The organism is Variovorax sp. Varisp46 (assembly GCF_059491885.1).
In genome coordinates this window covers 5129804-5153966 of the sequence record NZ_CP168515.1, presented here as the reverse complement: position 1 = coordinate 5153966, position 24163 = coordinate 5129804, and the positions used below count along the sequence as shown (strand labels likewise).

General features: G+C 67.7%; 19 protein-coding genes. 9 read left to right on the top strand and 10 right to left on the bottom strand.

What is annotated here, in order from left to right; all coding sequences use genetic code 11:
* Positions 1-31 precede the first annotated feature (31 nt).
* Positions 32-1543 carry a M20 family metallopeptidase gene (locus ACEN9N_RS24415; RefSeq protein WP_413313658.1) on the top strand — a complete coding sequence of 504 codons (1512 nt, stop codon included), beginning with the start codon at positions 32-34 and terminating at the stop codon, positions 1541-1543.
* Positions 1540-2397: an alpha/beta hydrolase gene (locus ACEN9N_RS24410; protein WP_495654721.1), complete on the top strand. Its 858-nt coding sequence runs from the start codon at positions 1540-1542 to the stop codon at positions 2395-2397. Before ACEN9N_RS24415 ends, ACEN9N_RS24410 begins: the two co-directional genes overlap by 4 nt.
* Here the strand turns inward: ACEN9N_RS24410 and ACEN9N_RS24405 are convergent.
* The 6 genes from ACEN9N_RS24405 to ACEN9N_RS24380 all read right to left on the bottom strand — a co-directional run bounded on the left by ACEN9N_RS24405 (position 2369) and on the right by ACEN9N_RS24380 (position 10424).
* Positions 2369-3550: an MFS transporter gene (locus tag ACEN9N_RS24405; protein WP_495654720.1), complete on the bottom strand. Its 1182-nt coding sequence runs from the start codon at positions 3548-3550 to the stop codon at positions 2369-2371. The genes ACEN9N_RS24410 and ACEN9N_RS24405 overlap by 29 nt on opposite strands.
* Complete coding sequence (locus ACEN9N_RS24400; RefSeq protein ID WP_495654719.1) at positions 3547-6459, bottom strand: DUF4132 domain-containing protein; 2913 nt, start codon at positions 6457-6459, stop codon at positions 3547-3549. Before ACEN9N_RS24400 ends, ACEN9N_RS24405 begins: the two co-directional genes overlap by 4 nt.
* Before the next feature lie 103 nt (positions 6460-6562).
* The gene (locus tag ACEN9N_RS24395; protein ID WP_007834874.1) at positions 6563-7015 is read right to left on the bottom strand and encodes a YidB family protein; all 453 of its coding nucleotides are present in this window, start codon (positions 7013-7015) and stop codon (positions 6563-6565) included.
* Positions 7016-7115: 100 nt separating this feature from the next.
* The gene (locus ACEN9N_RS24390; protein WP_495654718.1) at positions 7116-8474 is read right to left on the bottom strand and encodes a M20/M25/M40 family metallo-hydrolase; all 1359 of its coding nucleotides are present in this window, start codon (positions 8472-8474) and stop codon (positions 7116-7118) included.
* A 91-nt stretch (positions 8475-8565) separates the two neighbouring features.
* Positions 8566-9291 (bottom strand): 16S rRNA (uracil(1498)-N(3))-methyltransferase, encoded by a 726-nt coding sequence (locus ACEN9N_RS24385; protein WP_495654717.1) that lies wholly within the window; start codon positions 9289-9291, stop codon positions 8566-8568.
* 35 nt (positions 9292-9326) lie between these two features.
* On the bottom strand, positions 9327-10424 hold the full coding sequence (locus tag ACEN9N_RS24380; protein WP_413313663.1) for an aminoglycoside phosphotransferase family protein: 1098 nt from the start codon (positions 10422-10424) through the stop codon (positions 9327-9329).
* 238 nt (positions 10425-10662) lie between these two features.
* Between ACEN9N_RS24380 and ACEN9N_RS24375 the strand changes: the two genes are divergently transcribed.
* The 3 genes from ACEN9N_RS24375 (at position 10663) to rsmA (ending at position 15575) form a co-directional block, all read left to right on the top strand.
* A complete protein-coding gene (locus ACEN9N_RS24375; protein WP_495654716.1) occupies positions 10663-13242 on the top strand; it encodes an LPS-assembly protein LptD in 2580 nt (859 codons plus the stop codon).
* Between the two features lie 17 nt (positions 13243-13259).
* Entirely contained in the window at positions 13260-14669 is a 1410-nt protein-coding gene (locus ACEN9N_RS24370; RefSeq protein ID WP_007834884.1) for a peptidylprolyl isomerase, read from the top strand.
* Between the two features lie 141 nt (positions 14670-14810).
* Positions 14811-15575, top strand: coding sequence for a 16S rRNA (adenine(1518)-N(6)/adenine(1519)-N(6))-dimethyltransferase RsmA (gene rsmA / locus ACEN9N_RS24365; protein ID WP_413313666.1), 765 nt, complete (start codon positions 14811-14813; stop codon positions 15573-15575).
* Between the two features lie 132 nt (positions 15576-15707).
* Here the strand turns inward: rsmA and ACEN9N_RS24360 are convergent, their stop codons facing one another.
* From ACEN9N_RS24360 to ACEN9N_RS24345, 4 genes are all read right to left on the bottom strand, one after another.
* Positions 15708-15854, bottom strand: coding sequence for a hypothetical protein (locus tag ACEN9N_RS24360; protein WP_162130814.1), 147 nt, complete (start codon positions 15852-15854; stop codon positions 15708-15710).
* A gap of 77 nt (positions 15855-15931) precedes the next feature.
* The gene (locus ACEN9N_RS24355; RefSeq protein ID WP_157610139.1) at positions 15932-16357 is read right to left on the bottom strand and encodes a barstar family protein; all 426 of its coding nucleotides are present in this window, start codon (positions 16355-16357) and stop codon (positions 15932-15934) included.
* A 50-nt stretch (positions 16358-16407) separates the two neighbouring features.
* Positions 16408-16821: a guanyl-specific ribonuclease gene (locus ACEN9N_RS24350; protein ID WP_007828532.1), complete on the bottom strand. Its 414-nt coding sequence runs from the start codon at positions 16819-16821 to the stop codon at positions 16408-16410.
* Positions 16822-17002: 181 nt separating this feature from the next.
* The gene (locus tag ACEN9N_RS24345; protein WP_007828534.1) at positions 17003-19351 is read right to left on the bottom strand and encodes an NADP-dependent malic enzyme; all 2349 of its coding nucleotides are present in this window, start codon (positions 19349-19351) and stop codon (positions 17003-17005) included.
* A 172-nt stretch (positions 19352-19523) separates the two neighbouring features.
* On the opposite strand from ACEN9N_RS24345, the gene ACEN9N_RS24340 reads away from it, so the two are divergent.
* The 4 genes from ACEN9N_RS24340 (at position 19524) to ACEN9N_RS24325 (ending at position 24162) form a co-directional block, all read left to right on the top strand.
* Entirely contained in the window at positions 19524-20573 is a 1050-nt protein-coding gene (locus ACEN9N_RS24340; RefSeq protein WP_495654715.1) for an SPFH domain-containing protein, read from the top strand.
* Positions 20574-20725: 152 nt separating this feature from the next.
* Entirely contained in the window at positions 20726-22213 is a 1488-nt protein-coding gene (locus ACEN9N_RS24335) for a DUF4178 domain-containing protein (RefSeq protein WP_495654714.1), read from the top strand.
* Between the two features lie 177 nt (positions 22214-22390).
* On the top strand, positions 22391-22609 hold the full coding sequence (locus ACEN9N_RS24330; RefSeq protein WP_007828540.1) for a DUF350 domain-containing protein: 219 nt from the start codon (positions 22391-22393) through the stop codon (positions 22607-22609).
* The gene (locus ACEN9N_RS24325; protein ID WP_413313668.1) at positions 22606-24162 is read left to right on the top strand and encodes a polyamine aminopropyltransferase; all 1557 of its coding nucleotides are present in this window, start codon (positions 22606-22608) and stop codon (positions 24160-24162) included. Before ACEN9N_RS24330 ends, ACEN9N_RS24325 begins: the two co-directional genes overlap by 4 nt.
* Position 24163: the final 1 nt, after the last annotated feature.

Genomic DNA, 24163 nt, shown 5'->3' with positions numbered 1-24163 from the left:
CGTTTTTTCGTCACCCGCGGAGAACCCTTCGATGAACGCCCCCCTGCACCGCGAAATGCCCACCGGCACGCTCGACGCCGAGCGTGCCCTGTCCGACGTCACCGCCCGATGGGACGGCGACATCCTCAAGCAGCTTACCGACTACATCGCCATTCCCGCCAAGTCGCCCGGCTTCGACAAGGACTGGTCGGCCAATGGCCACCTCGAGACCGTGCTGCGCAACGCCGCGGCCTGGGTCGAGGCGCAGAAGGTCGAGGGCCTGAAGCTGGAGATCGTGCGCCTCGAAGGTCGCACCCCCGTGCTGTTCTTCGAAGTGGCTGCCACCGGCACCGACATGGGCGAGACCGTGCTGATGTACGGCCACCTCGACAAGCAGCCCGAATTCACCGGCTGGCGCAACGACCTCGGCCCCTGGACGCCCAAGTACGAGAACGGCCTGCTCTACGGCCGCGGCGGCGCCGACGACGGCTATGCCGTGTACGCCAGCATCGCCGCGTTGCAGGCGCTCAAGAACCAGGGCGCGGCGCATCCGCGCATCGTCGGCCTGATCGAGACCTGCGAGGAAAGCGGCTCCTACGACCTGCTGCCCTACGTCGACGCGCTGCGTCCGCGGCTGGGCAGCGTCGAACTGGTGATCTGCCTCGACTCCGGCGCCGGCAACTACGACCAGCTCTGGCTCACCACCTCGCTGCGCGGCATGGCCAGCGGCACGCTCAAGGTCGAGGTGCTGACCGAAGGCATCCACTCGGGCGACGCTTCGGGCCTCGTGCCTTCGAGCTTCCGCATCATGCGGCAGGTGCTCGACCGCCTGGAGGACAGCTCCACCGGCCGCCTGCTGCCTGCGAGCTTCCACTGCGAAGTGCCGGCCGACCGGCTGGCGCAGGCGAAGGCCACCGCGGCGATCCTCGGCGAAGAGGTCTACAAGCGCTTCCCGTGGGCGCACTACGACTGCGGCGGCTCCACCATGTTCGCGCTGCCGACCACCACCGACCCGGTGGAAGCGCTGCTCAACCGCACCTGGAAGCCGACGCTTTCGGTGACCGGCGCCGAAGGCTTCCCGGCGCTGAAGGACGCGGGCAACGTGCTGCGCCCGTACACCGCGTTCAAGCTCTCGCTGCGCCTGCCGCCGCTGGTCGATGCGGCCGAAGCGGTGCAGAAGCTCAAGGCGCTGCTCGAGGACAACGCACCCTACCAGGCCCGCGTCACATTCGAAAGCGGCGGCGGAGCCACCGGCTGGAACGCGCCGACGATCACGCCGTGGTTCGAGGACGCGCTCAACAAGGCCTCGCAGGCGCACTTCGGCGCCTCATGCGGCTACATCGGCCAGGGCGGCACGATCCCGCTGATGAACATGCTCAGCGCCGGCTTCCCCAAGGCGCAGATGATGGTCTGCGGCGTGCTCGGTCCGAAGAGCAACGCGCACGGCCCGAACGAGTTCCTGCATGTGCCCTACGCCAAGAAGCTCACCGCCGCCGTGGCCGAGGTGATCGCCGCGCTGCCGGCCGCGCACCGCGCCGCTGCATCGGAGCCGGCCGCCGCTTGAGCGAGGCGCTGCCTTTGCCGCAGCGCGTGTCGCTGTCCACGCCGGACGGCGAGACGCTCGCCTTGCGCCGGCTGCCGGCGCCCGGTCCGGCGCGCGCCGTGATCGTGGTGGTCCATGGGCTCGGCGAGCACGCGGGCCGCTACCACGCGCTTGCGGAATGCCTGCACGAATGGGACTTCGCCGTGTGGGCGCACGACCACCACGGACATGGCGAATCGACCGGCGCGCGCGGCGGCCTGCCCGGCGAGTTGCGGCTGGTCGACGACCTCGCCCTCGTGATCGACGATGCGCGCCGCGAGAACCCCGGCCTGCCGCTCGTGCTGCTGGGCCACAGCCTGGGCGGGCTGGTGGCCGCGAGCCTGGTGGCGCGCGGGGTGCGGCCGGTCGATGGGCTGGTGCTTTCATCGCCAGGGCTCGATCCGGGCCTGGGCGGTTTACAGAAGGCGCTGCTCGCGGTGCTGCCGCGCATTGCGCCCAACCTGCGCGTGGGCAACGGGCTCGACGACAACTACCTCTCGCACGACCCGGCCGTGGTGCAGGCCTACCGCGACGACCCGCTCACGCACGACCGCATCGGCGGCCGGCTCGCGCGCTTCCTGGCGTACGAAGGCGCGACGGTGCAGCAGCGGGCCGCCAGCTGGCCCGTGCCGACACTGCTGCTCTACGCGGGCGACGACCGCCTCGTGGTGCCCGCCGCCAGCCGCGCCTTTGCCGCGGCCGCTGCGCCCGGCGGCAAGGTCGAGGCGCACTGCTTCGACAAGCTGTACCACGAGATCTTCAACGAGCTCGAAGCCGACCCTGTCTTCGAGGCGCTGCAGCGTTGGCTCAACCGGCGCTTTCCGTCGCCGGCCTGACGGCACGCCTGCGCGCCAGCCAGACCAGCGCCGCGCCCGTCAGCACCACCGGCACCAGCGAACCGAGGTTCAGCAGTCGCCAGCCCTGCGTGGTGACCAGCACGCCGGAGGCGAACGAAGTCACCGCCAGCGTGCCGAACACGCAGAAGTTCAGCGCACCCTGTGCACGGTTGCGCTCCTCGGCGGTGTAGGTCGTGAGCGAGAGCGTGGTGCTGCCGGTGAACAGGAAATTCCAGCCCACGCCCAGCAGGCACAGCGCCACGACGAAGTGGTGCAGCTCGACGCCCGAAAGCGCGATCGCGATGCACCCGAGGTTGAGTACCAGCCCCACGCCCATCACCGGCAGCGCGCCGAAGCGGCGGATCAAATGGCCGGTGAAGAACCCCGGTGCGAACATGCCGATCACATGCCATTCGAGCACCAGCGCGGCATCGGAGAACGGCAGGCTGCAGATCTGCATCGCGATGGGCGTTGCGGCCATCAGCAGGTTCATCACGCCGTAGCCCAGCGCGCCCGCGGCGGCGGCCACGATGAACACCGGCTGCCGCATGATCTCGCCCAGTGGCCGGCCCCCGGCGGGCCCCGTGCGCGTGGGCGCGGCGGGGAATTCGATGAAGTGCATCACCGCCATCGACAGCAGCGCCACCGCGGCCAGCGCGATATAGGCGCCCGCGAACGGCACGGCAAAGACCTGGCGCGTGGCCGTCGCGAGGTTGGGCCCCGCGACCGCGCCGATCAGCCCGCCCGCCATCACCACCGACACCGCCTTCTCGCGCCACGCCGGCGCGGCGAGCTCGGCTGCGGCAAAACGGTAGAGCCCCGCATTGGCGTTGTAGTAGCCCGCGACCACCGTGGCGAAGCACAGCAGCCAGAAATTCTTCGTGGCAGCCGCGTAGCAGCACAGCAAGGCCGACACCAGCGCCACCGCCAACCCGGTCTGGAACGAGCCGCGCCGGCCGAGGCGTTGCTGCGTGCGGGCCACCAGCCCGGTGCTGAGCGCGCCGCCGATCACGTAGCTCATCACCGGAAGCGTCGCCATCCAGCCGCGCGGCGCGATGCTCAGGCCCACCAGCCCGTTGATGGCGATGAAGGTGACGTTGTTGGTCAGGAGCAGGCCCTGGCAGATGGCGAGCAGCCAGAGGTTGCGGTTCATGGTGTGTCCCGAATCGCGCGTTGCAGGTCGCGTTCGATTTCACTGAAAACGACAGGCGGCAGGTCGCCCAGCGTGCCTTCGGTGCCGTCGAGCGCCACCGCGCGCACGGTCTGAAGTTCCTTGCCGTCGGGGCTGTCCTGCACGAACCAGCCTTCTTCGATTTGCAGGCAGATGCGGCGTCCGCCGGGCACGGCCTTGTTGAAGCTGTCGACCATGCCGCCGTCGCCCACCTCGCGTTGCCAGCCGCGCGTTTCCAGGCCCATGAGGGCGGCGTTCGATATGGCGCGGCCGGCCCAGTGCGGCAGCTCGCGGCGCGGGCGCAGCGCTTCGTCGAGCACGAAGACCGGGCGCATCAGCTGTTCGAAGGGCTGCACGATTTCGTAGTCGGCCAGCACGGCGGCCCAGGCAGTTGCCAGCGACGGGTCGAGGGCCGCGACTTCGAGCGGATGCGGCAGGCCGATGCGCGCGGTCTCGGGCAGCTTGACGGCGTCGTCCTGCAGGTCGGTCAGCTCGCCTTCGGCGCTGATGCGGAAGATGCCTTCGAGCTGCCTGCCCGATGCGTCGAACAGGCCCCAGACCAGCGGCCGGCTGAAGACCCGCAGCACCGGATGGTTGGCGAAGAAGGGAATGAATTCGTCGGGGCCCCAGCGGCGCTGCGCGCACATCGCGGCCTCGAGGCGCTTGACCTGCGTGGTGGCCACGGTCTTCGCGAGCTTGCGCAGCTCCTTCAGCTGCGTGGTCGCAGCGGCGGCCTTGCCGGCGTCGTCGTTGGCGCCCGGCTTGGGCAGCGTCTTGAGCACCTTGCCCCTGGCGTCGTGCACCACAGGCTGGAAGTTGTCGTCCATGCGCACTTCGAAGCTGCGCGGGCCGAAGTCGAGCGTCAGCCGGGCGCGCGTGTCGAGGCCGAGGTCGGGGACGGTGCGATCGGCCAGCTGGTCGAGGCTGAGGCCGCGCTGTTCGGCCACTTCGCCGAGCATGCGATCAGCGCGCGTGCGCAGGTCGTCGTGGCGGGTCTGGCGCGCGAGTTCGGCCAGGTGCATCAGCGCGGCATCACTGCCGATCTCGCCGAGCATCGCCATCGCGTCGTAGGCGCGCACGCGGTCGAGCGCAACGCGCCACTGGCGCAGCAGGCCGTAGAGCTGGCGCGCGGTCTCGCCGTCGCCGAGGCGGCCCTGCAGCGTGAACATCCAGCGCTCCTTGGCCGGGCGGCCGTTGCCGATCCACCAGGCCAGCAGCGCGCGGCCGAAGCGCGCGAGGGAATCGGGCGTGAGTGCATCCAGCAGCCCGGCCAGCCCAGGATAGGGGGCGTCGGGCTTGCCGAGCATCATCGCCATCAGCACGTCGGGCACCACCGCCTGCGGTAGCGCTTCCCCGCCTGCCTTGAGGATCAGGCGGGGAAGCGCTACCAGCGGCAAGGCCTTCGGCACCACGGGCAGGTTGTCGGGCAGGAGTTCTTCGGGCGCGATGGCCAGCAGCTGCGCCACCGCATTGGCGGCTTCGGCGCCGTAGGCGTGGGCCTGGTTGCGCACCGCTTCGGCGTGGCCGGCGCCGTGCAGCCAGCGCAGCGCGGCCTGCGCCGCCTCGCGCGCGGGGCCGGGTTCGCCCAGCGCGACGGGAACAAGGCCGCGCGCAGCCGTGTCGGGATAGCGCGCCAGCCACTCGCCGGCTTCGCGCCGGACCCAGCGGTTGGTGTGAAAGCCCCTGGCGATCCAGCCGGCGAGCGGATCCCATTCGATGACCGAGGCCAGCTCGAACATTGCGCGAGAGCCCTGCTTGAGAAAGCGCGGCAGCCCCGGCAGCGCGGCAGCGCCGAACGCATGGAGGATGGGCCGCACGCGCGAGACATCGCCCGAGTACAGGATGGGGGGCGGCCCATGCATGAATACCGCGACAGCCAGCGGCAGGGGCAGGTGCCAGATGCGTTCGGCGACGCCCCAGCGGCTGCCCGGCAGCGTGCCGAAGTCTTCCGGACCGATCTCGCGGCCGTTCGCTGCGACGGCCTCGATGAGCTCGGGGCGCAGGCCCAGCATCCACAAGGCCTTGTGAACCGTGCCGCCCTCGCGCACCTCTGCAGGCGCGTCGGGTTGGTTGCGCGCGAACTCGTTCATCCACCGGTCGGCGCTTTCGCGCGAGACCCGGAGTTCGCGGGCCAGCCAGTCGGACGATTCGCCCGTGGCCTGCAGGTATTGCGGTGGCGGCAGATCGCTCCAGTGCAGCCGCGCCGTCGGCGGCAGGGGCTGCAAGGCCAGCGTCGGGATGACGGGCAGCGCCTGCCGGTTCTTCCACGGCGGGCGCCGCAGCAGCGCGGGCCAGGCATCGACAGCGGCATCGGTCACTCCGACGGAGCTGTCTTCCTGCAGGCGCGCGAGCGTCTTGCGCTGGGCGTCGTCGCAAGAGGCTTCCAGCGGTTTCTGCCAGTCGGGGTTCGCGGCCAGCAGCTCCAGGACCAGCGCGGCGCCGGCCTGGTGCCGCGCCGGGTTCGCCGACAGCAACTCGCGCAGCACGAACAACGGCCAGCGGCCCGCCTGCTTGACGAGGGCGTTCTTGCAGTCGATCTGCTTGACCTGGGCCACGAAGAAGCCAACGACCGCCGGATCGTGGATGGCCAGCAGGTCGGTCACCGCTTCCTTGTGCGGGGACGGCTCGAAGAACAGTTCCGCCGCCGCGACGCCGTGCATGTCGAGCATGCGCAGCCGCGCGGCGCGCGGGGGGTAGAAGCGGGAGCGGTGGCGGCGAAAGAAGTCGAGGCTGTCGCAGAGGCGGCGTTCGTCGCAGAGCAGGCCGCCGCAGTGGCCGCAGGGCCGGTCGTTGAATTGCGCGAGCGCCTCGCGCATGCCCTTGGACCACCGCACGGTGCCATCGGGCTGCGCGTCCAGACCTTCTTCCTTCGACTTGCGACTGCCCGCCATGCCATTTCCCTCGATTGATGCCAGCGGGATTGTCGGCCAACACGCGCGGCCAAAAAAAAGCGCCCTCGCGGGCGCATGAATTCAGGAGAAGACAGTCCTTCGGTCAGGACTGCCTGCCTTGCAGCAGGCCGCTGAGCGAACCCAGCAGGTCGTCGTGGTTGCCCAGACCCTGGTCCGGGACTTTGCCGTGCGGCGTGAGCTGGTCGATCAGCGCTGGCAGCATGGTGGCCAGCATCGGCAGCAGCGTTTGCGCGTTGATGCCGAGCTTGGACGCGATGGCAGCGATGGTGTCGCTGCCCAGCGCGTTTTGCAGCTGATCGCCCGAAACCGGCTGGTTTTCCCCCTTGCCGATCCACGAGCCGATGACGTCGCCCATGCCCGCCTGCTCGAATTTCGAGACCAGACCGCCCAGGCCGCCCTGCCCGCCGTTGTTGGCGAGCAGGCCGCCCAGCGCGCCGGCCAGGCCTCCCAGATCGCCCAGTCCACCGCTTTGCGGTTGCTGCTGCTGGGCCGCGCCCCCGAGCACCTGACCGAGTACTGAATCGAGCAATCCCATGGCTTTTCCTTTTGGTGTGTGACAGACCGACAGCATTGTTAGGCGCCGCGGGCCATAAGCTGAAAGTGGAACATCACTTTCAAACTGGCAACGTGACAAATTACTTGGTACGGGCCGTCCGTTTGGGGAGCAATGCGGGACTGACCCCTTGCACTCCCACCAGGCCCAGCACGGTGAGCAGCGAATTCTGCGCGCCTTTCCACGCGTCTGTCACGTCGATGGACTCGCTCAGCGAATGGAATCCCGAGGCCTTGCCGCCGCCGCCGACGATGATGGCCGGAATGCCCAGCGAGATCGGCACGTTGGCGTCGGTGCTGCCGCCGCGCAGCAGGGTCTTGTGACCGAAGGCGCTGTTCGAGCGGACGGCGGCCTCCACGATCACCGAGTCGGGCGGCGTGCGGCCGCCGGGGCGGTTGCCGATGAGCTTGGCGCTCACGCTCAGCGTGTTGACGTTCCAGCGCTTGTTTTCCTCGACCACGGCTTCGTCGATGGCCGCGAGGATCTTCTTTTCGGTCTCCAGCAGCGAGGCCATGTCGTCCGAGCGGATGTCGATGGCCATGCGCGCATCCGGCGCGATGGTGTTGACCGAGGTCCCGCCGCCCACGGTGCCGACGGTGAAGGTCGTCTTCGGGAAGCTCGGCGTGCGGATCTCGGCGATCTTCGCGATGGCGCGGCCCATGCCGTGGATGGCGCTGGGCACCTGGCCGAAGGCGCCGAAGCTGTGGCCGCCCGGGCCCTGGAACGTGACCTCGTAGCGGTGGCTCGCGGTGCCGAGCACCAGCACCGCGCCCGGCGGCGACGGCTCCAGCCCCACCATGCCGTCGATGTCGAGGTGGTCGTTGAAGACGGCCTTGATGCCGCGCAGGTTGCCGAGCTCTTCCTCGCCGACGTTGCCGACGAACAGCAGGTCGCCCACGGTCTGGACCTTGTTGTCGTTGAGCACCTTGAGCCATGACAGCAGCACGGCGAGCCCGCGGGTGTCGTCCGCAATGCCCGGCGCGTGGAGCCGGCCGTCGCGCTCCTTCACCTTCACGTCAGTGCCTGCAGGGAACACCGTGTCGAGGTGCGCGGAGATCAGCAGCTTCGGCCCGTTGCCCGTGCCCTTGCGCAGGCCGACCACGTTGCCTTCGGCGTCGATCTTCGCGTGCGTCAGGCCGAACGCCTTCATGCGCGCGAGAAAGGCTTCGGCGCGCTTCTGTTCCTTGAACGGCGGCGCCTCGATCTCGGTGAGCATCCTCAGGTCTTCGACCGAGCGCTCGTGGTCGGCCCTGACCGCGTCGAGCAGCTTCTGGATGGCCGGTGCTGCCATCAGTTGGGCATAGACCTTGTCGACATCGGGGCTGACCTGCGCGGGCGTGGGGGCGACAGCCGGGCTCTGGGCGAGCGCGCCCTGTGCGGCGCACACCAGCGCGGCAAGGACGAGAGGGGCGAGGCGCAGTGGACCAGGCGAGCGGGACATCGAAAGTCCTTCTTTTGTCTCAGTAGAGTAACGATTGTTTCTCAGGCTTTCCGCGCGCGCGTTGCGGAAAACACCACCTTGCGCGGCCTGCCTAGGGCCCGGCGAGGCACACCAGCGCGGCCAGCGCCGCGGTTTCGGCGCGCAGCACGCGCGTGCCGAGGGTGACGGGGGCGAAGCCGCGGGCGATGGCCTGCTGTTCTTCCGAGCTGCTCAGGCCGCCTTCGGGGCCGCTCAGGACGACTGCGCCGTGGCGATCGGGGATCTGCACCGCAGGAAGGGTGCGCGTGCCCTCCGCAAGGCTCAGCACGAGGCGCACGGCGGTCGATCCCGTGTCGTGCTGCGCATCGAGCCAGCCCGAAAAGGACTGCACCGGAAGGACCACCGGCACCCGGTTGCGCCCGCACTGCTCGCAGGCCGCGACCGCGATCGCCTCCCAGTGCGCCCGCTTCTTCTCGGCGCGCTCGCCCGAGAGGCGAAGCACGCCGTGGGCCGTGGCCAGCGGCTGGATGCTCGCCACGCCGAGCTCGGTGGCTTTCTCCACCAGCCAGTCCATGCGCTCGTTCGCCGGCATCCCGACCGCGAGATGCACGGCGCGCGGGGCTTCACGCTCCACCGGCTGGTGCGCGCCGACCGTCACCGCGACCTCGCTGCGGCCCATGCGCTCGACCGTCGCCGCGTATTCGCCGCCTGCGCCGTCGAACAGCGTGAGCGCATCGCCGGGCTGCATCCGCAGCACCTGAACATGGCGTGCGGCGCCGGCCGGCAGCGCCAGGCTGGCGCCGGCGGTCAGCGGCACGGAACAGTGAAAACGCGGCATGCTGTGAAATCGATGGCGTGGGCAGCCGTTTTCCTTCAGACGCGGCCGTAGGCGAAGCCGGTGAGGGCCGAGGTGCCCTCGACTTCGTCGATCACGCGCAGCAGCGGCGTCAGCTCCATGTAGCGGCTGGCGGTGGCGCGGATGTAGGCGATGAAGCGCGGCGTGTCGGCCAGGTACTTGGGCTTGCCGTCGCGCAGCGTGAGGCGCGCGAAGATGCCGGCCACCTTCAGGTGGCGCTGCAGCCCCATCCACTCGACTGCGCGGTAGAAGGCGCCGAAGTCCTCGTCGACCGGCAGGCCAGCCTTGCGCGCCGCCGTCCAGTAGCGGATGGTGACGTCGAGCACGAATTCCTCGTCCCAGCTCAGGAAGGCGTCGCGCATCAGGCTGGCGACGTCGTAGGTGATGGGGCCGTAGACCGCGTCCTGGAAGTCGAGCACGCCGAGCGCGGGACCGTTGCCGGCCATGAGGTTGCGCGGCATGAAGTCGCGGTGCACGTAGACGCTGGGCGATGCGAGGTTGCTCTCGACGATCAGCTTGAAGCTGCGCTCCAGCCGCTCCTTCAGCTTGCCCTCGACCGCGATGCCGCGGTGGCGGCCGATGTACCACTCGGGGAACAGCGCCAGCTCGCGCTCCAGCAGCGCCCGGTCGTAGGGCGGCAGCACGCCGGGTTTGGAGGCCAGCTGCCAGCGGATCAATGCGTCGATGGCCTGGTCGTAGAGCGGGCGGCTCGCGTCGGGCCGGGCCGGATCGATCACGTCCAGCATGGTCTGGCGGCCCAGGTCGTCGAGCAGCAGGAAGCCGCGGGGCTGGTCCCATTCGAGCACCATGGGGGCGAGTACGCCGGCGCCGGCCATCAGCTGCGCCACCTGGACGAAGGGGGCGCTGTTTTCCTTGTCCGGCGGGGCGTCCATCACGATGCGCGTCGGCGCGGCGGGGTCGGCGGTGTCGAGGCGGAAATAGCGGCGGAAGCTCGCGTCGGCCGAGGCGAGCCGCACCGTGTCGGGCAGCAACCGGTGGGCAGGCGCGACGGCGGCCACCCAGGCCCGGAACGCTTCGGCCCGTTGCGGATCGGTCCAGGGGATGGTCTCGGCGGGGCTTGGGGCCAATGAGGCCGGGGGCGGGGGTGCTGTCATGGATAATCGATTCTACAAATCCGCCTGGCGCGGCAATCCCCCTTGGCCGGCTTCCGGCCGATGCGGGTTGCTGCTGGCCCCTGCAACCCGCCGGCCTGCCGCGCCGTCTCCCGACGATCCTTCGTTCCGAACCGATGCCTACGACCCAAAGCCCCCACGCTTGGCACCTTGTGCGCTCGCTGCCGCTCTCCCTCGGGGAGTCGGTGGCTTCCCTCGGAACAGCGGGGCGGGTGGCTTGATGCGCCGGCGTGTCGCCCTGCGGCGCTCCACCCCGCCGCTGCCGCTGGCCGTTCTGTCGCTGGCCCTGATGCACGCGCATGGCGCGTCCGCGCAGCAGGCCGGCAACCTCGACGGGCCGCTCACGCTGAAGCGCACGCCGCTGCTGACCGAAACCCTGACGCCCGCGGACCGCAGCCAGATGCCCAGCATCATCACCGGCGACCGCATCTCCGGCCGGCCCGACCTCGAGACCGTGGTCGAAGGCAACGCCACGCTGCGGCGCGGCGCGGTGTCCATCACTGCCGACCGGCTCGAGTACTACCAGCCGGACGACCGCGCCAAGGCCACCGGCAACGTGCGGGTCAACCAGGCCGGCAACGTGTACGAAGGCCCCGAGCTGCAGCTCAAGCTCGAGACCTTCGAGGGTTTCTTCAACAACGTGCGCTACCAGTTCCTCGCGAACGAAGCGCACGGCGAGGCCAAGCGCATCGACTTCGTCGACGCCAACGTGTCGGTGGCCCGCGAAGCCACCTACACCACCTGCCGCCGCGAGGACTTCCCGGGCTGGATGCCGGCCTGGCTGCTCACCGCGACCACGATGACCACGGACACCGAGGAAAACGAGGGCGTGGCCAAGAATGCGCGGCTGAGCTTCATGGGCATCACCACGCCGCCGCTTCCGAGCGTGAGCTTCCCGCTGTCGAACGAGCGCAAGAGCGGCCTGCTGCCGCCCACCATCGGCGTCGACAACATCAACGGCATCGAGATCGCGCAGCCGTACTACTGGAACATCGCGCCCAACCGCGACGCCACGTTCACGCCGACGGTCATGAGCAAGCGCGGTGTCGATTTCAGCAACGAGTTCCGCTACCTCGAGAAAGGCTACAGCGGAACGATGCGCCTCGACCTGATGGGCAGCGACCGGCTCGTGGGCCAGCGCTACAACGAGCTGCGCGCCAGCCAGCTCCAGCAGCTGGCCAAAGGGGAGATCCAGGCCAAGGACCTGACCCCGGCGCCCGGCAGCACCAAGCGCTGGGGCTTGTGGGCCACGCATCACCAGGACTTCGATGCCAAGGCGCTGGGCCTGGATTCGTTGTCCGCCAATATCGCCATCAACAGGGTGAGCGACAACGACTACTGGCGCGACTTCACGCGCACGCCGTCGCTCACGCAGCGCCAATTGCCCAACGACGCATCGCTCAACTGGAGCAAGGGCGACTGGAGCGGCATGGTCCGCACTCTGAAGTACCAGAACCTGCAGTACAACCTGTCGCCGATCGTGCCCGCGTACGACCGGCTGCCGCAGGTCACGGCCAACTACAACAAGTACGACTGGCACGGCTTCGACGTGGCGCTCAACCTGGACTACACGCGCTTTCGCGTGAACACGATCCTGGCGGGGCAGCCCGGCTACGACGCCACCCAGCAGTCGCAACCCGACGGCGACCGCGCCTCGGCCGTCGCCTCGATCAGCCGGCCGTTCATCACGCCGAGTTCGTTCGTCATTCCCAAGCTGATGCTGAACGCGGCCTCGTACAACTACTACCTGCCGCAGTCGGACATTCCGAAGCTGACGCTCAACGGGGTCCAGTACGTCAATGGCGTGCCCTACAACGCCAACTCGCTGTATTTCTTCCCGACCTCCAGCAACCGGACGGTTCCGACCTTCAGCCTCGACAGCGGCCTGATCTTCGAGCGCGACGCCAGCTACTTCGGCCGCGCCTTCCGCCAGACGCTGGAGCCGCGCGCGTACTACGTCTACACGCCGTACCGCAACCAGAGCATGCTGCCGAACTACGACTCGGCGGCCAACGACTTCAGCTTCGCGACCATCTACACCGAGAACGCGTTCTCGGGCGGCGACCGCATCTCGGACACCAACGCCCTCACGCTGGGCGTGACCTCGCGCCTGATCGATCCGGCAACCGGCGTCGAGGCCGCACGCTTCGGCATCGCGCAGCGGCTGCGCTTCAGCGACCAGAAGGTCACGCTGCCCGGCGGCACGCCGGTGACCGACCGCAAGAGCGACCTGCTCGTGGGCGCCCAGATCAACTGGACGCCCAAGTGGAGCCTGGATACCGTCGTGCAGTACAACCCCGACACGCGCAAGTCGGAGCGATCGGCCATCAGCGCGCGCTACAACCCCGAGCCGTACCACAACCTGAGCGCGGCCTTCCGCTACCAGGCGCCCAGCACCCCGACCGCGACCGACGGCAACAAGTCGATCGACGTGGGCTGGCAATGGCCGATCAACGACCTCTGGGGTGACAAGGGCAAGAACCTCGGCCCCGGCAAGGGCCAGGGCGGCGGCCGCTGGTATGCGGTCGGCCGGCTCAACTACAGCCTGCAGGACAAGAAACTCACGGACGGCGTGCTCGGTTTCGAGTACGACGGCTGCTGCTGGATCGGGCGCGTGGTGCTGCAACGCATCACCACGGGCCAGGTGACGGCGAACACCCGCATCATGTTCCAGCTCGAATTCGTCGGCTTCTCGAGCATCGGCTCCAGCCCCATGCAGGCCCTGCGGCAGAACATCCAGCGCTACGAACCCTTGCGCCAACCGGGCGAGGCGCCGAGCCGCTTCACCAATTACGACTGAGACGACTGAGCGACGCCATGAAATACATCCGTTCCATCATCACCCTGGGCTGCCTCGCGGCAATCGCTGCAAGCTCGGGCGCGCAGGGCTACCGCGCCGGCAGCGGCATCACGGACATCATGCGCGCCGGGCCGCGCCTGGGCCCGCCCGCAGCGCGTGCGCCGGCGGCTGCGCCCGCTGCGGCGCCCGTGCAGCGCTCGGCCGAATACATCGTTGCGCTGGTCAACTCGGAGCCGATCACCAACACCGACGTGCAGACGCGCGTGTCGCGGCTGATCAAGGAGAACCCCGACGCCGAACGCGTCCCCCGCGGCGAGCTCACGCGGCTCGTGCTCGAGCGGCTGATCACGGAACGTGCGCAGCTTCAGCTCGCGAAGGAAGCCGGACTCAAGGTCGACGAAGTGGCCATCGACCAGGCCGAGCAGACCGTGGCGCGCCAGAACGAGATCAGTCTCGTCGAGCTGCGCCGCCGCGTGGCCGACGAGGGCATCGCGCTGCAGGATTTCCGCAACGACCTGCGCGATCAGCTGCTGCTCACGCGCCTGCGCGACCGCGAAGTCGAATCGAAGATCAAGATCAGCGACGCCGAGGCCGACGAATACCTGCGCGACCAGCGCAACCTCGCCGTCAAGAATGCGGCGCTGGAAAACCTCAACCTCGCGCAGGTGCTGGTGGCCGTTCCCGAGAATGCCACCGACGCGCAGGTGGCCGCGGCGCAGAAGAAGGCACAGGACCTCGCCCAGCGCGCCCGCTCCGGCGAAGACTTCGCCAAGCTGGTGCGCGAGAACTCCGATTCGCCAGACCGCGCCAATGGCGGCGCCATCGGCATGCGCAGTGCCGACCGCTATCCGTCGCTGTTCGTCGAGGCCACGCAATCGACGGCGGTGAACGGCATCGCCGGGCCGGTGCGCTCCAGCGCCGGCTTCCACGTGCTCAAGGTGCTGGCCAAGGCCCAGATCGGTTCGGGCGACGCGACGGTCACCCAGACTCAGGTGCGCCACATCCTGCTGCTCAACGATCCCAAGCGCACCACGGCGCAGGCGGTGGCGCAGCTGGCCGAATTCAAACGCCGCGTGCAGGCCGGCACCGCCGACTTCGCCGGCCTGGCCCGCGACAACTCGCAGGACGCCAGCGCCAAGGCAGGCGGCGACCTCGGCTGGTCGCGCCCGGGCCAGTTCGTGCCCGAATTCGAGGAAGCCATGGACCGGCTCGCGCCGGGCCAGATCAGCGACCCCGTGGTGTCGCGCTTCGGCGTGCACCTGATCCAGGTGGTCGGCCGCCGCGATGCCAAGCTCAGCCAGTCGGAGCAGCGCGAAGCCGCGCGCGCCGCGCTGCGCGAACAGCGCGTGGACGAAGCCTTCACCACCTGGGTACAGGAAGTGCGTGCGCGCGCCTACGTCGAATACCGCGATCCGCCCCAGTCTTGATGGCACACCCCCAGGCTGCGCGCACTTCGTGTCGCTTCGCCCACCCCCTTGCAGGGGGCAACGCCAGCGGCCCGGCAGAGCCGGTTCCGCGGCGTTCCTGGCGCAACTTCTCTTTCTTCTCATTGACGGTGGCTTGACGGTATGGCTCAGCACATCGCCAGAAAGCGGTTCGGGCAGCATTTCTTGTCCGACGGCGGGATCATCGACGCGATCGTGCAGGAGATTGCACCGCAGCCCGGCGATCCGATGGTCGAGATCGGCCCGGGGCTCGCGGCGCTGACGCAGCCGCTGGTCGAGCGGCTCGGCCGCCTGACGGTCATCGAGCTCGACCGTGACCTGGCCAAGCGCCTGCGCGAGCACCCGCAGCTCGATGTCATCGAATCCGACGTGCTGAAGGTGGACTTCGCCGAACTCGCGGCCAGGGCGTCGAAGCCCCTGCGCGTGGTGGGCAACCTGCCCTACAACATCTCCACGCCGATCCTGTTCCACCTGCTGGGCTATGCCCACCTGGTCGCCGACCAGCACTTCATGCTGCAAAAGGAAGTGATCGACCGCATGGTGGCGAAACCCGCCACCTCGGACTACAGCCGCCTGAGCGTGATGCTGCAGTGGCGCTACGAGATGGAAAACGTGCTGTTCGTGCCGCCCGAGAGCTTCGACCCGCCGCCGCGCGTGGACAGCGCCGTGGTGCGCATGGTGCCGCTGGCCGAACCGCCGGCCGTGGATGCGGCGCGGCTCGGCGAGATCGTGCAGGTGGCTTTCAGTCAGCGCCGGAAGATCCTGCGGCACACGCTGGGCAAATGGCTGGAAACGCACGGCTACACAGGCGAATTCGATGCGCAGCGCCGCGCCGAGGAGGTGCCGGTAGCCGAATACGTCACCCTGGCCCAAGCTGTTCCCCCATGAAAAAGCCCCGCAGAAGCGGGGCTTTTTCAATTCCATGGTGCCGCCGATCCGGCTTTGCCGGTCGGCCAGCACCGCCCTCGGAAGGGGGTAGGCGAAGCGACACGAAGTGCGCGCAGCCTGGGGGTGAACCGATTACGCGGCGGCGAGCCAGTAGCCGGCGTTGAAAGGGCTGCTCATGCGCAGCGCCAGGGGCGACACGTCGACCAGTTTGTCGGTCGGCATTTTTTCACCGGCCGGCTCGGTGCCGGCGGCGGCCGTTGCGGCGGCGTTGGGGTTCACTTCGATGCCATCGAGGGTTTCAGCGTTCGGCTGAGCCTCGTTCGCCCGTTCTGCTTGGCTGGTAGATGCAGAACGGGCTACAGAAAAGAATAGAAGCACCGGAACGGGACCTTGCGGTCGCCCCAGTAGTCCGAGGCGTCGCGGAAGATGTCGAGCAGCTGCTCGCGCGCTTCCTTGTCGAACTTGGCGTTGGCCGGAATCTGCTCCAGGACGATGACGAAACCAGGCTGTGGGCCCGATTTATGCAATGGGTCCGTCATGCAGTCGTACAGCGCGTCGAAGTTCTTCCCGAAATGGGCCGGGAACGTGAACTGCTGCGCGATCAGGTCGAGCACGTCCTGCTTGGTCTGGGCGTTGCCCAGGTTGGCGTACAGGAAGTGCTGGCCGGCTGCGTTGGCAGCGTCCTGCAGGTCGCTCACGCGGAACGCGCGGATCGATTGCACGATGTTCGGGCGTACGGCACGAAGGGATAAGGTCATCTCCGCTGGTCTTTCCATAGTCATCATCATTTCTTCGGGGCGCTTCGGGGCGCCGCCCAGGTCGTTTTCATCGCTCATGGCGCAATCCGTCTGAAACTCGCATAGTGATCTGCCGTGTACCAGCAGGCCTCGGGCGCCGTGCGCTGCTCGCCGCCGCAGACGATCCGTTGTGCACCACGATTGCGTGAACCGGGCGTCTGCACCGTGTACTCGCGGTAGTGGCCACGGCGCGCCGGCGGCAAAAGACGCTCGCGATTGCCGAACACGGTGCCGTCCTTGTCATGCCGGAAGGGGCCGCCACTGAGGATGGCCTGGTAGGTTCGCTGGCCTTGCACTGGCAAGTCGGACAGTGCAATTGTTTCCTCGGCGGACGTTTTTCCGGCGCCGAACCATCCGCGGGCCTCGGCCCCCGTCGTCAACGCCGCCAACATCAGGCTGGTGAGCGCAAACTTTGTGAACGAGGACGTGATCGAGGCGTAAGCCGCCATGGGGCACCACAAGAAAAGAGCGGGGGGTTCGAATCGGCGATCAACGTCGGGGTTAACCCGCAAATTCAAGCCCGCGAGTGTGCACCACGCTGGCGAAAATAGCAAGCGACTGCTCAAAGTTTGAGCAGTCGCAAGGGGAGTGAGTGGTACTTTAAGTTGGCGACCACTCTCGCCAAAGGGCCTATCTTTCGGCGTTTGCGTCAGCCACTGTCAAGGCTGTCATGTTCACGATGCGTCGAACAGTCGCGCTGGCCGTGAGAATGTGCACAGGTTTGGCCGCGCCAAGCAGAACCGGGCCGATCGCGATATTGCCGCCAGCCGCCGTCTTGAGCAGGTTGTACGAAATATTGGCGGCATCGATGTTCGGAAATACCAACAGGTTGGCGTCGCCGGCCAGTGCGCTGTGCGGCATGACGATCGCGCGCTGCTTGCTGTCGAGCGCCACGTCGCCGTGCATTTCGCCATCCACCTCGAGCCAGGGGGCCTGCACGCGCAGCAGTTCGAGCGTCTTGCGCATCTTGATGGCGCTGGGCTCGTTGCTGGTGCCGAAGTTCGAATGCGACAGCAGCGCCGCCTTCGGCTTCAGGCCGAAGCGCATCATTTCCTCGGCCGCCATCGTCGTGATCTCGGCCAGTTCCTCGGGCGAGGGGTCGTAGTTGACGTGCGTGTCGACCAGGAACACCTGGCGGTCCGGCAGGAGCAGGCCGTTCATGCAGGCGTACACCGGCACGTCCTGCGGCGTGCTTTCGCAGCCGCCGGGGCGCTTGCCGATCACCTGGTCGATGTAGTGCAGGTGGATCAGTGTGGTGCCCCAGGTGCCGCAGATCATGCCGTCCACCTCGTCCTTGTGCAGCAGCATCGCGCCGATCAGCGTGAGGCGGCGGCGCATCTCGATCTTGGCGGTCTGCACCGTCTGGCCCTTGCGCTCGGTCATGCGATGGTAGGTCTGCCAGAAATCGCGGTAGCGGTGGTCCTGCTCGACGTTGACGATGTCGTAGTCGAGCTCTTCCTTCAGGCGCAGGCCGAACTTCTCGATGCGCTGGGCGATGATGGCCGGGCGGCCGATCAGCGTCGGACGCGCAATGCCCTCGTCGACCACGATCTGCGCGGCGCGCAGAACGCGTTCTTCCTCGCCTTCGCAGTACGCCACGCGCTTCTTCGACGCGCGCCGGGCGCTGTCGAAAATCGGCTTCATCGTGGTGCCCGAGGCATAGACGAAGCTCTGCAGCCTGTCGCGGTAGGCGTCCATGTCCTTGATCGGACGCGACGCCACGCCGCTATCCTCGGCCGCCTTGGCCACGGCGGGCGCGATCTTCATCATGAGACGCGGATCGAAGGGCTTCGGAATCAGGTATTCGGGGCCGAAGGACAGCTTTTCACCGACGTAGGCCGCAGCCACGCGCTCGCTCTGCTCGGCCTGTGCCAGGTCGGCAATGGCGTGCACCGCGGCGATTTCCATCTCGTCGGTGATCGTCGTCGCGCCGCAGTCCAGCGCACCGCGGAAGATGTACGGGAAGCACAGGACGTTGTTGACCTGGTTCGGGTAGTCGGTACGGCCGGTGGCCATGATGACGTCGTCGCGCACCGCATGGGCGTCTTCGGGCGCGATCTCGGGATTCGGGTTCGCCAGCGCGAAGATCACCGGGCGCTTGGCCATCCTGGCGACCATCGCGGGCTTCAGTACGCCGCCGGCCGACAGGCCCAGGAACACGTCGGCGCCCTCGATCACCTCGGCGAGCGTGCGCGCGTCGGTCTTCTGCATGTACTGGCGCTTGTCGTCGTCCATCAGCTCGGTGCGGCCTTCGTAGACCACGCCGGCGAGGTCGGTGACAAACACGTTCTCGCGCTTCAGGCCGACCTTCAGCAGCAGGTTCAGGCAGGCCAGCGCCGCGGCGCCCGCGCCCGAAGCGACCAGCTTGACTTCCTCAATCTTCTTGCCCGCCACCTTCAGGCCGTTGACCATGGCGGCCGCCACCGTGATGGCCGTGCCGTGCTGGTCGTCGTGGAACACCGGGATCTTCATGCGCTTGCGCAGCTCGCGCTCGACGTAGAAGCAGTCCGGGGCCTTGATGTCTTCGAGGTTGATGGCGCCGAAGGTCGGCTCCAGCGACGCGATGATGTCGACCAGCTTGGCCGGGTCCTTCTCGTCGATCTCGATGTCGAACACGTCCACGCCGGCGAACTTCTTGAAGAGAACGCCCTTGCCTTCCATCACCGGCTTGGACGCCAGCGGGCCGATGTCGCCCAGGCCCAGCACGGCGGTGCCGTTGCTGATGACGGCCACGAGGTTGCCGCGCGAGGTGTACTTGAACGCGTTGGCCGGGTCCTTGACGATTTCCTCGCAGGGCGCGGCAACGCCGGGCGAGTAGGCCAGCGACAGGTCGCGCTGGTTGATCATCTGCTTGGTCGCCGCAATGGCAATCTTGCCGGGCACGGGAAACTCGTGGTACTCGAGGGCGGCACGTCGCAACTCGGCGCGTTTGTCTTCGGGCGTGGGAGTCGATGAGGTCGAGGGGGTCGAATCTGACATGTGCCGTAGCTCCTGGTGGCGCTTCTTCTGGGGGCGCCGATTGTAGACCTCGCTGCGCACCGGCCATACGTCGCATGGCCGGTGGTAGCCATGGCGAAAAGCCGGGTGCGCCGTCAAACCGGTGTGGCAATATGCACGGTTCGGACAAAACCTGAAAAAACGAGGAGCGACCATGGCACTGATGGATTTCATCAAGAAGCAGTTCATCGACATCATCCAGTGGACCGAGACCGGCGACGGCACGCTGGCCTGGCGCTTCCCGATGGCCGAGATGGAAATCCAGAACGGCGCCTCGCTCACCGTTCGCGAATCGCAGGTTGCCGTCTTCGTCAACGAAGGCAAGGTGGCCGACGTGTTCGGCCCCGGCACGTACAAGCTCACGACGCAGACGCTGCCCGTGCTCACGTACCTGAAGAACTGGGACAAGCTCTTCGAGTCCCCCTTCAAGAGCGACGTCTATTTCTTCAGCACCCGCCAGCAGGTCGACCAGAAGTGGGGCACGCCCCAGCCGATCACCATCCGCGACAAGGACTTCGGCGCCGTGCGCCTGCGCGCCTTTGGCAACTACAGCTTCCGCATCGGCGACGCCAAGGCCTTCCACACCGAGATCTCCGGCACGCGCGACATCTATTCGGTGGCCGACCTCGACGGCCAGCTGCGTGGGCTGGTACTGCAGAACATCAGCAACGCCATCGCTTCGAGCGGCGTGCCTTTCCTCGACCTCGCGGCCAACCAGATCCAGTTTGCGCAGGCGCTCGCCGCGCAGCTGGTGCCCGAGTTCGGGAAGATCGGCATCAAGCTCGAGAACATCACGGTGCAGAACGTCTCGCTGCCCGAAGAGCTCCAGAAGATCCTCGACCAGAAGATCGGCATGGGCATGGTCGGCAACGACATGGGCAAGTTCATGCAGTACCAGACCGCGCAGGCCATTCCCAAATTCGCAGAAGGCGCCGCTGGCGGCAGCGGCATCGCGGGCGACGCGATGGGCCTGGGCGCCGGCGTGGCGCTCGGCCAGGTGCTGGCGCAGAACCTCGCGCAGGGCCTGAGCCCGAATGCGGCCGCCCAGGCTGCGGCGACGCAGCAGCAGCCGGCCGTGGCCGTGGTGAGCCCCACCGACGTGATGACCACGCTCGAGAAGCTCGGCGAACTCAAGGCCAAGGGCATCCTCACGCAGGAAGAGTTCGACGCCAAGAAGGTGGAACTCCTCAAAAAGCTCGTCTGACCCAGTATTGGTCTAACCCCCAGGCTTCGCGCACTTCGTGTCGCTTCTCCTCCCCCCTTGCAGGGGGCAACACCGACGGCCCGGCAAAGCCGGTTCCGTGGTGTTTCCCGCAACTGCATCCGTGGTTACAGCCGTCGATCTCCTGAGCCGCCATGGCTGAGGAAACCGGCAACCAACGCTACTACCGCGCGCCCTGCCCTGGCTGCGGCGCGCCCGTCGAATTCCGCTCGGCGCAGTCGACGCACGCGGTCTGCCCCTACTGCCAGAGCACCGTCGTGCGCCAGGGCGACACGCTTGCGCGCACCGGCAAGATGGCCGAGCTGTTCGACGACTTCAGCCCGCTGCAGCTGTTCGCCGCCGGCCGCATCCAGGGCAAGCCCTTCACGCTGATCGGCCGGTTGCAGTACACCTACCCCGGCGGCCGCTGGACCGAGTGGATCGCCGCGCTCGACGGCGACCGCACCGGCGTGCTCAGCGAGGACAACGGTGCCTACGTCTTCGCGCTGCCCTTCGACCTGCAGCGCACCGCACCGCCCTGGAACGAACTGCGCGTGGGCGCCACCACCGCCTTCGCGGGCCAGAGCTACGCCGTCACCTCGAACGAGCAGGTGGCGCTGACCTCCGCGCAGGGCGAACTGCCGCACCTGCCCGAGCTCGGCCGTTCCTTCGCGATGGTCGAGCTGCGCAACGACAAGGGCCTGGTCCTCAGCATCGACTACGGCACGCAGCCGCCCGCGAGCTACCTCGGCCGCTCGGTGCAGCTCGAAGACCTGCAGCTCACCGGCCTGCGCGAGGAATCCGCAAAGGACGAAAAGGGCCGCAGCTTCAACTGCCCCAACTGCGGCTCGCCCGTCACCGTCAACCTCGCCGACAGCAAGAGCATCACCTGCCGCTCGTGCAACAGCATCATCGACCTGTCGCAAGGCATCGGCGGCGAGCTCAAGCACGCCACGCAGGACGAGCCCGTGCGCCCGCTCATCGCGCTGGGCAGCATGGGCCAGCTGCAGGGCGCGCAGTGGCAGGTGGTCGGCTTCCAGCACCGCATGGGCAGCGCGCCCGGCGACGACGAGTTGTTCGGCTGGGACGAGTACCTGCTCTACAACAAGAAGCGCGGCTTCAGCTTCCTGGTGGACGCCGAGGACGGCTGGAGCATGGTCAAGCCGACCACTGGCGCGCCCGTGATGGCCGAGAGCGGCAACACCGCCACCTACCTCAACAAGCGCTACCAGCAGCAGTACGCCTACAACGCCGAGACCACCTACGTGGCGGGCGAGTTCTACTGGCAGGTCGAGCGCGGGCAGAAAACCTTCAACCGCGACTTCGCCAGCGGCGGCGCACTGCTGTCGATGGAGCGCTCGGCCAACGAACTCACGTGGTCGTCGGGCAGCAAGCTCGACAGCGGCCTGGTGGCCACCGCCTTCAAGCTCGACGCGCGCAAGGACATGTTCAAGCGCGCCGACGCGCTGCCCGTGAGTGCCGCATCCGGCATGGGCTGCGGCACCATCGTCCTCATCGTCGTCGTGATCATCATCGTGCTGATCATCATGAGCACCTGCAGCAGTTCCAGCGGCTCCACGGGCGGTTACCGCAGCTCGGGCGGGTCATACGGCGGCTATTCGAGTGGCGGCGGGCACAAATGACCGCCCCCAGGCTTCGCGCACTTCGTGTCGCTTCGCCTTCCCCCTCACCGGGGGCAACACCTGCAGCCCGGCGAAGCCGGTTCTGCGGTGTTCCCCGACTTGGGGGGCGCCAGTTCTGGCGCGCGTTGTGCGGTGACTGGGTGCAAACTGAATCAACTTTGACTGGAGGTCCTCATCATGGGATTTGAATGGCTGAAACCGGGCGTGGTCCTTGGATCGCTCGTGTATGCGCTGATCGGCGTCCTGGTCTTCTGGCTCTGCTTCCTGATCATCGACAAGATCACGCCGTATGACCTGTGGGGCGAGATCGTCGAGAAGCAGAACGTGGCGCTGGGGCTGGTGGTTGCCGCGATGAGCCTCGGCATCAGCATCATCGTCGCCGCAGCAATCCATTGAGCGACGCGGCCCTGCCCGCGCGCACCCCGGATGCGCGGGGGCCGCAACCCGTGGAGATCGCGCTGCTCGCCAGCGTGTTCGTGGTCGCCGCCTGCGGGCTTGTCTACGAATTGAGCGCGGCCGCGCTGAGCAGCTACCTGCTCGGCGACTCGGTGCTGCAGTTCAGCACCATCATCGGCACCTACCTGTTCGCGATGGGTGTGGGCTCATGGCTCTCACGCTATTTCGAGCGGCAGCTGCCGGCGCACTTCCTTCGCATCGAACTGATGGTGGCGCTGATCGGCGGTGCGCTGCCGGCGATCCTGTTCCTCGCGAATGCGTACATGCCGAGTGCCTTCCGGCTGCTGCTGTACGGCCTCGTGACGGTCGTGGGCACGCTGGTGGGGCTCGAGATTCCGCTGGTGATGCGCATCCTGAAGCGCAACATCGTGCTCAAGAACCTCGTGTCGCAGGTGCTCACCTTCGACTACCTCGGCGCGCTCGCGGTGTCGGTGGCGTTTCCGCTCGTCCTCGTGCCGCAGCTCGGCATGATCCGCACCGGCCTGCTGTTCGGCTTCATGAACGCGGCCGTGGCGGTGTGGGCGCTGTGGTTGTTCCGGCATGAACTGCGCCGCGTCGGCGCGCATGCGGTCGCGTGCTTTCTCGCGCTGGCCGCGCTGGTCGCGGCCTTCGCCTGGGCCGATCACATCACCACGCTGGCCGAGGACAAGTTCTACCAGGACCGCATCGTCTTCAGTGCCACCTCGCCCTACCAGCGCATCGTCGTCACGCGGGGGCTGCTCGGGCACCGGCTGTTCCTCAACGGCAACCTGCAGTTCGCCGAGCGCGACGAGTACCGCTATCACGAGGCGCTCGTGCATCCGGTGATGGCCGCGCAGGGCGCGCCGAAGAAGGTCGCCGTGCTGGGCGGCGGCGATGGCATGGCGGTGCGCGAGATTCTCAAGTACCCCTCGGTCGAGTCGGTCACGCTCGTGGAGCTCGACCCGAACATGACCCAACTCTTCACCGAGCACGAGACCCTGGCCGCGCTCAACGGCCACTCGCTCTCGTCGCCCAAGGTGAAGATCGTCAACACCGACGCCTTCCAGTGGCTGCAGCAGCCCGGGGACACCTTCGACGTCATCGTGGTGGACTTTCCCGATCCGACCAACTTCGCCATCGGCAAGCTCTACACCAACAGCTTCTACGCGCTGCTCGAGAGGCGCCTTTCGGCCAGCGGCTATGCGGTGATCCAGACCACCTCGCCGCTGGTGGCGCGCAAGAGCTACTGGACCGTGGCCACCACCATCGAATCGGTGGGCCTGCGTGCCACACCGTACCACGCGCATGTGCCGAGCTTCGGCGAATGGGGCTACATCATCGCGAGCCGGCGGCCCTACCGCATGCCCGATGCGCTGCCTTCGGGCCTGCGCTTCCTCTCGCCTTCCACCTTGCCGCTGATGTTCGACTTTCCGCTCGACATGGCGCGCGTGCCGGCCGAAGTGAACCGGCTGTCGAACCAGACCCTTGTCACCACCTACGAGCAGGAGTGGGGCAAGGTGATGGCGCACTAGC

Bases quoted from the DNA above. Each gene is read 5' to 3' on its own strand.
- ACEN9N_RS24375 (WP_495654716.1), top strand. From the start codon at position 10,663: ATGCGCCGGCGTGTCGCCCTGCGGCGCTCCACCCCGCCGCTGCCGCTG.
- ACEN9N_RS24390 (WP_495654718.1), bottom strand. From the start codon at position 8,474: ATGTCCCGCTCGCCTGGTCCACTGCGCCTCGCCCCTCTCGTCCTTGCC.
- rsmA (WP_413313666.1), top strand. From the start codon at position 14,811: ATGGCTCAGCACATCGCCAGAAAGCGGTTCGGGCAGCATTTCTTGTCC.
- ACEN9N_RS24345 (WP_007828534.1), bottom strand. From the start codon at position 19,351: ATGTCAGATTCGACCCCCTCGACCTCATCGACTCCCACGCCCGAAGAC.
- ACEN9N_RS24335 (WP_495654714.1), top strand. From the start codon at position 20,726: ATGGCTGAGGAAACCGGCAACCAACGCTACTACCGCGCGCCCTGCCCT.
- ACEN9N_RS24415 (WP_413313658.1), top strand. From the start codon at position 32: ATGAACGCCCCCCTGCACCGCGAAATGCCCACCGGCACGCTCGACGCC.
- ACEN9N_RS24400 (WP_495654719.1), bottom strand. From the start codon at position 6,459: ATGGCGGGCAGTCGCAAGTCGAAGGAAGAAGGTCTGGACGCGCAGCCC.
- ACEN9N_RS24370 (WP_007834884.1), top strand. From the start codon at position 13,260: ATGAAATACATCCGTTCCATCATCACCCTGGGCTGCCTCGCGGCAATC.
- ACEN9N_RS24330 (WP_007828540.1), top strand. From the start codon at position 22,391: ATGGGATTTGAATGGCTGAAACCGGGCGTGGTCCTTGGATCGCTCGTG.
- ACEN9N_RS24340 (WP_495654715.1), top strand. From the start codon at position 19,524: ATGGCACTGATGGATTTCATCAAGAAGCAGTTCATCGACATCATCCAG.
- ACEN9N_RS24350 (WP_007828532.1), bottom strand. From the start codon at position 16,821: ATGGCGGCTTACGCCTCGATCACGTCCTCGTTCACAAAGTTTGCGCTC.
- ACEN9N_RS24385 (WP_495654717.1), bottom strand. From the start codon at position 9,291: ATGCCGCGTTTTCACTGTTCCGTGCCGCTGACCGCCGGCGCCAGCCTG.
- ACEN9N_RS24405 (WP_495654720.1), bottom strand. From the start codon at position 3,550: ATGAACCGCAACCTCTGGCTGCTCGCCATCTGCCAGGGCCTGCTCCTG.
- ACEN9N_RS24395 (WP_007834874.1), bottom strand. From the start codon at position 7,015: ATGGGATTGCTCGATTCAGTACTCGGTCAGGTGCTCGGGGGCGCGGCC.
- ACEN9N_RS24380 (WP_413313663.1), bottom strand. From the start codon at position 10,424: ATGACAGCACCCCCGCCCCCGGCCTCATTGGCCCCAAGCCCCGCCGAG.
- ACEN9N_RS24355 (WP_157610139.1), bottom strand. From the start codon at position 16,357: ATGACTATGGAAAGACCAGCGGAGATGACCTTATCCCTTCGTGCCGTA.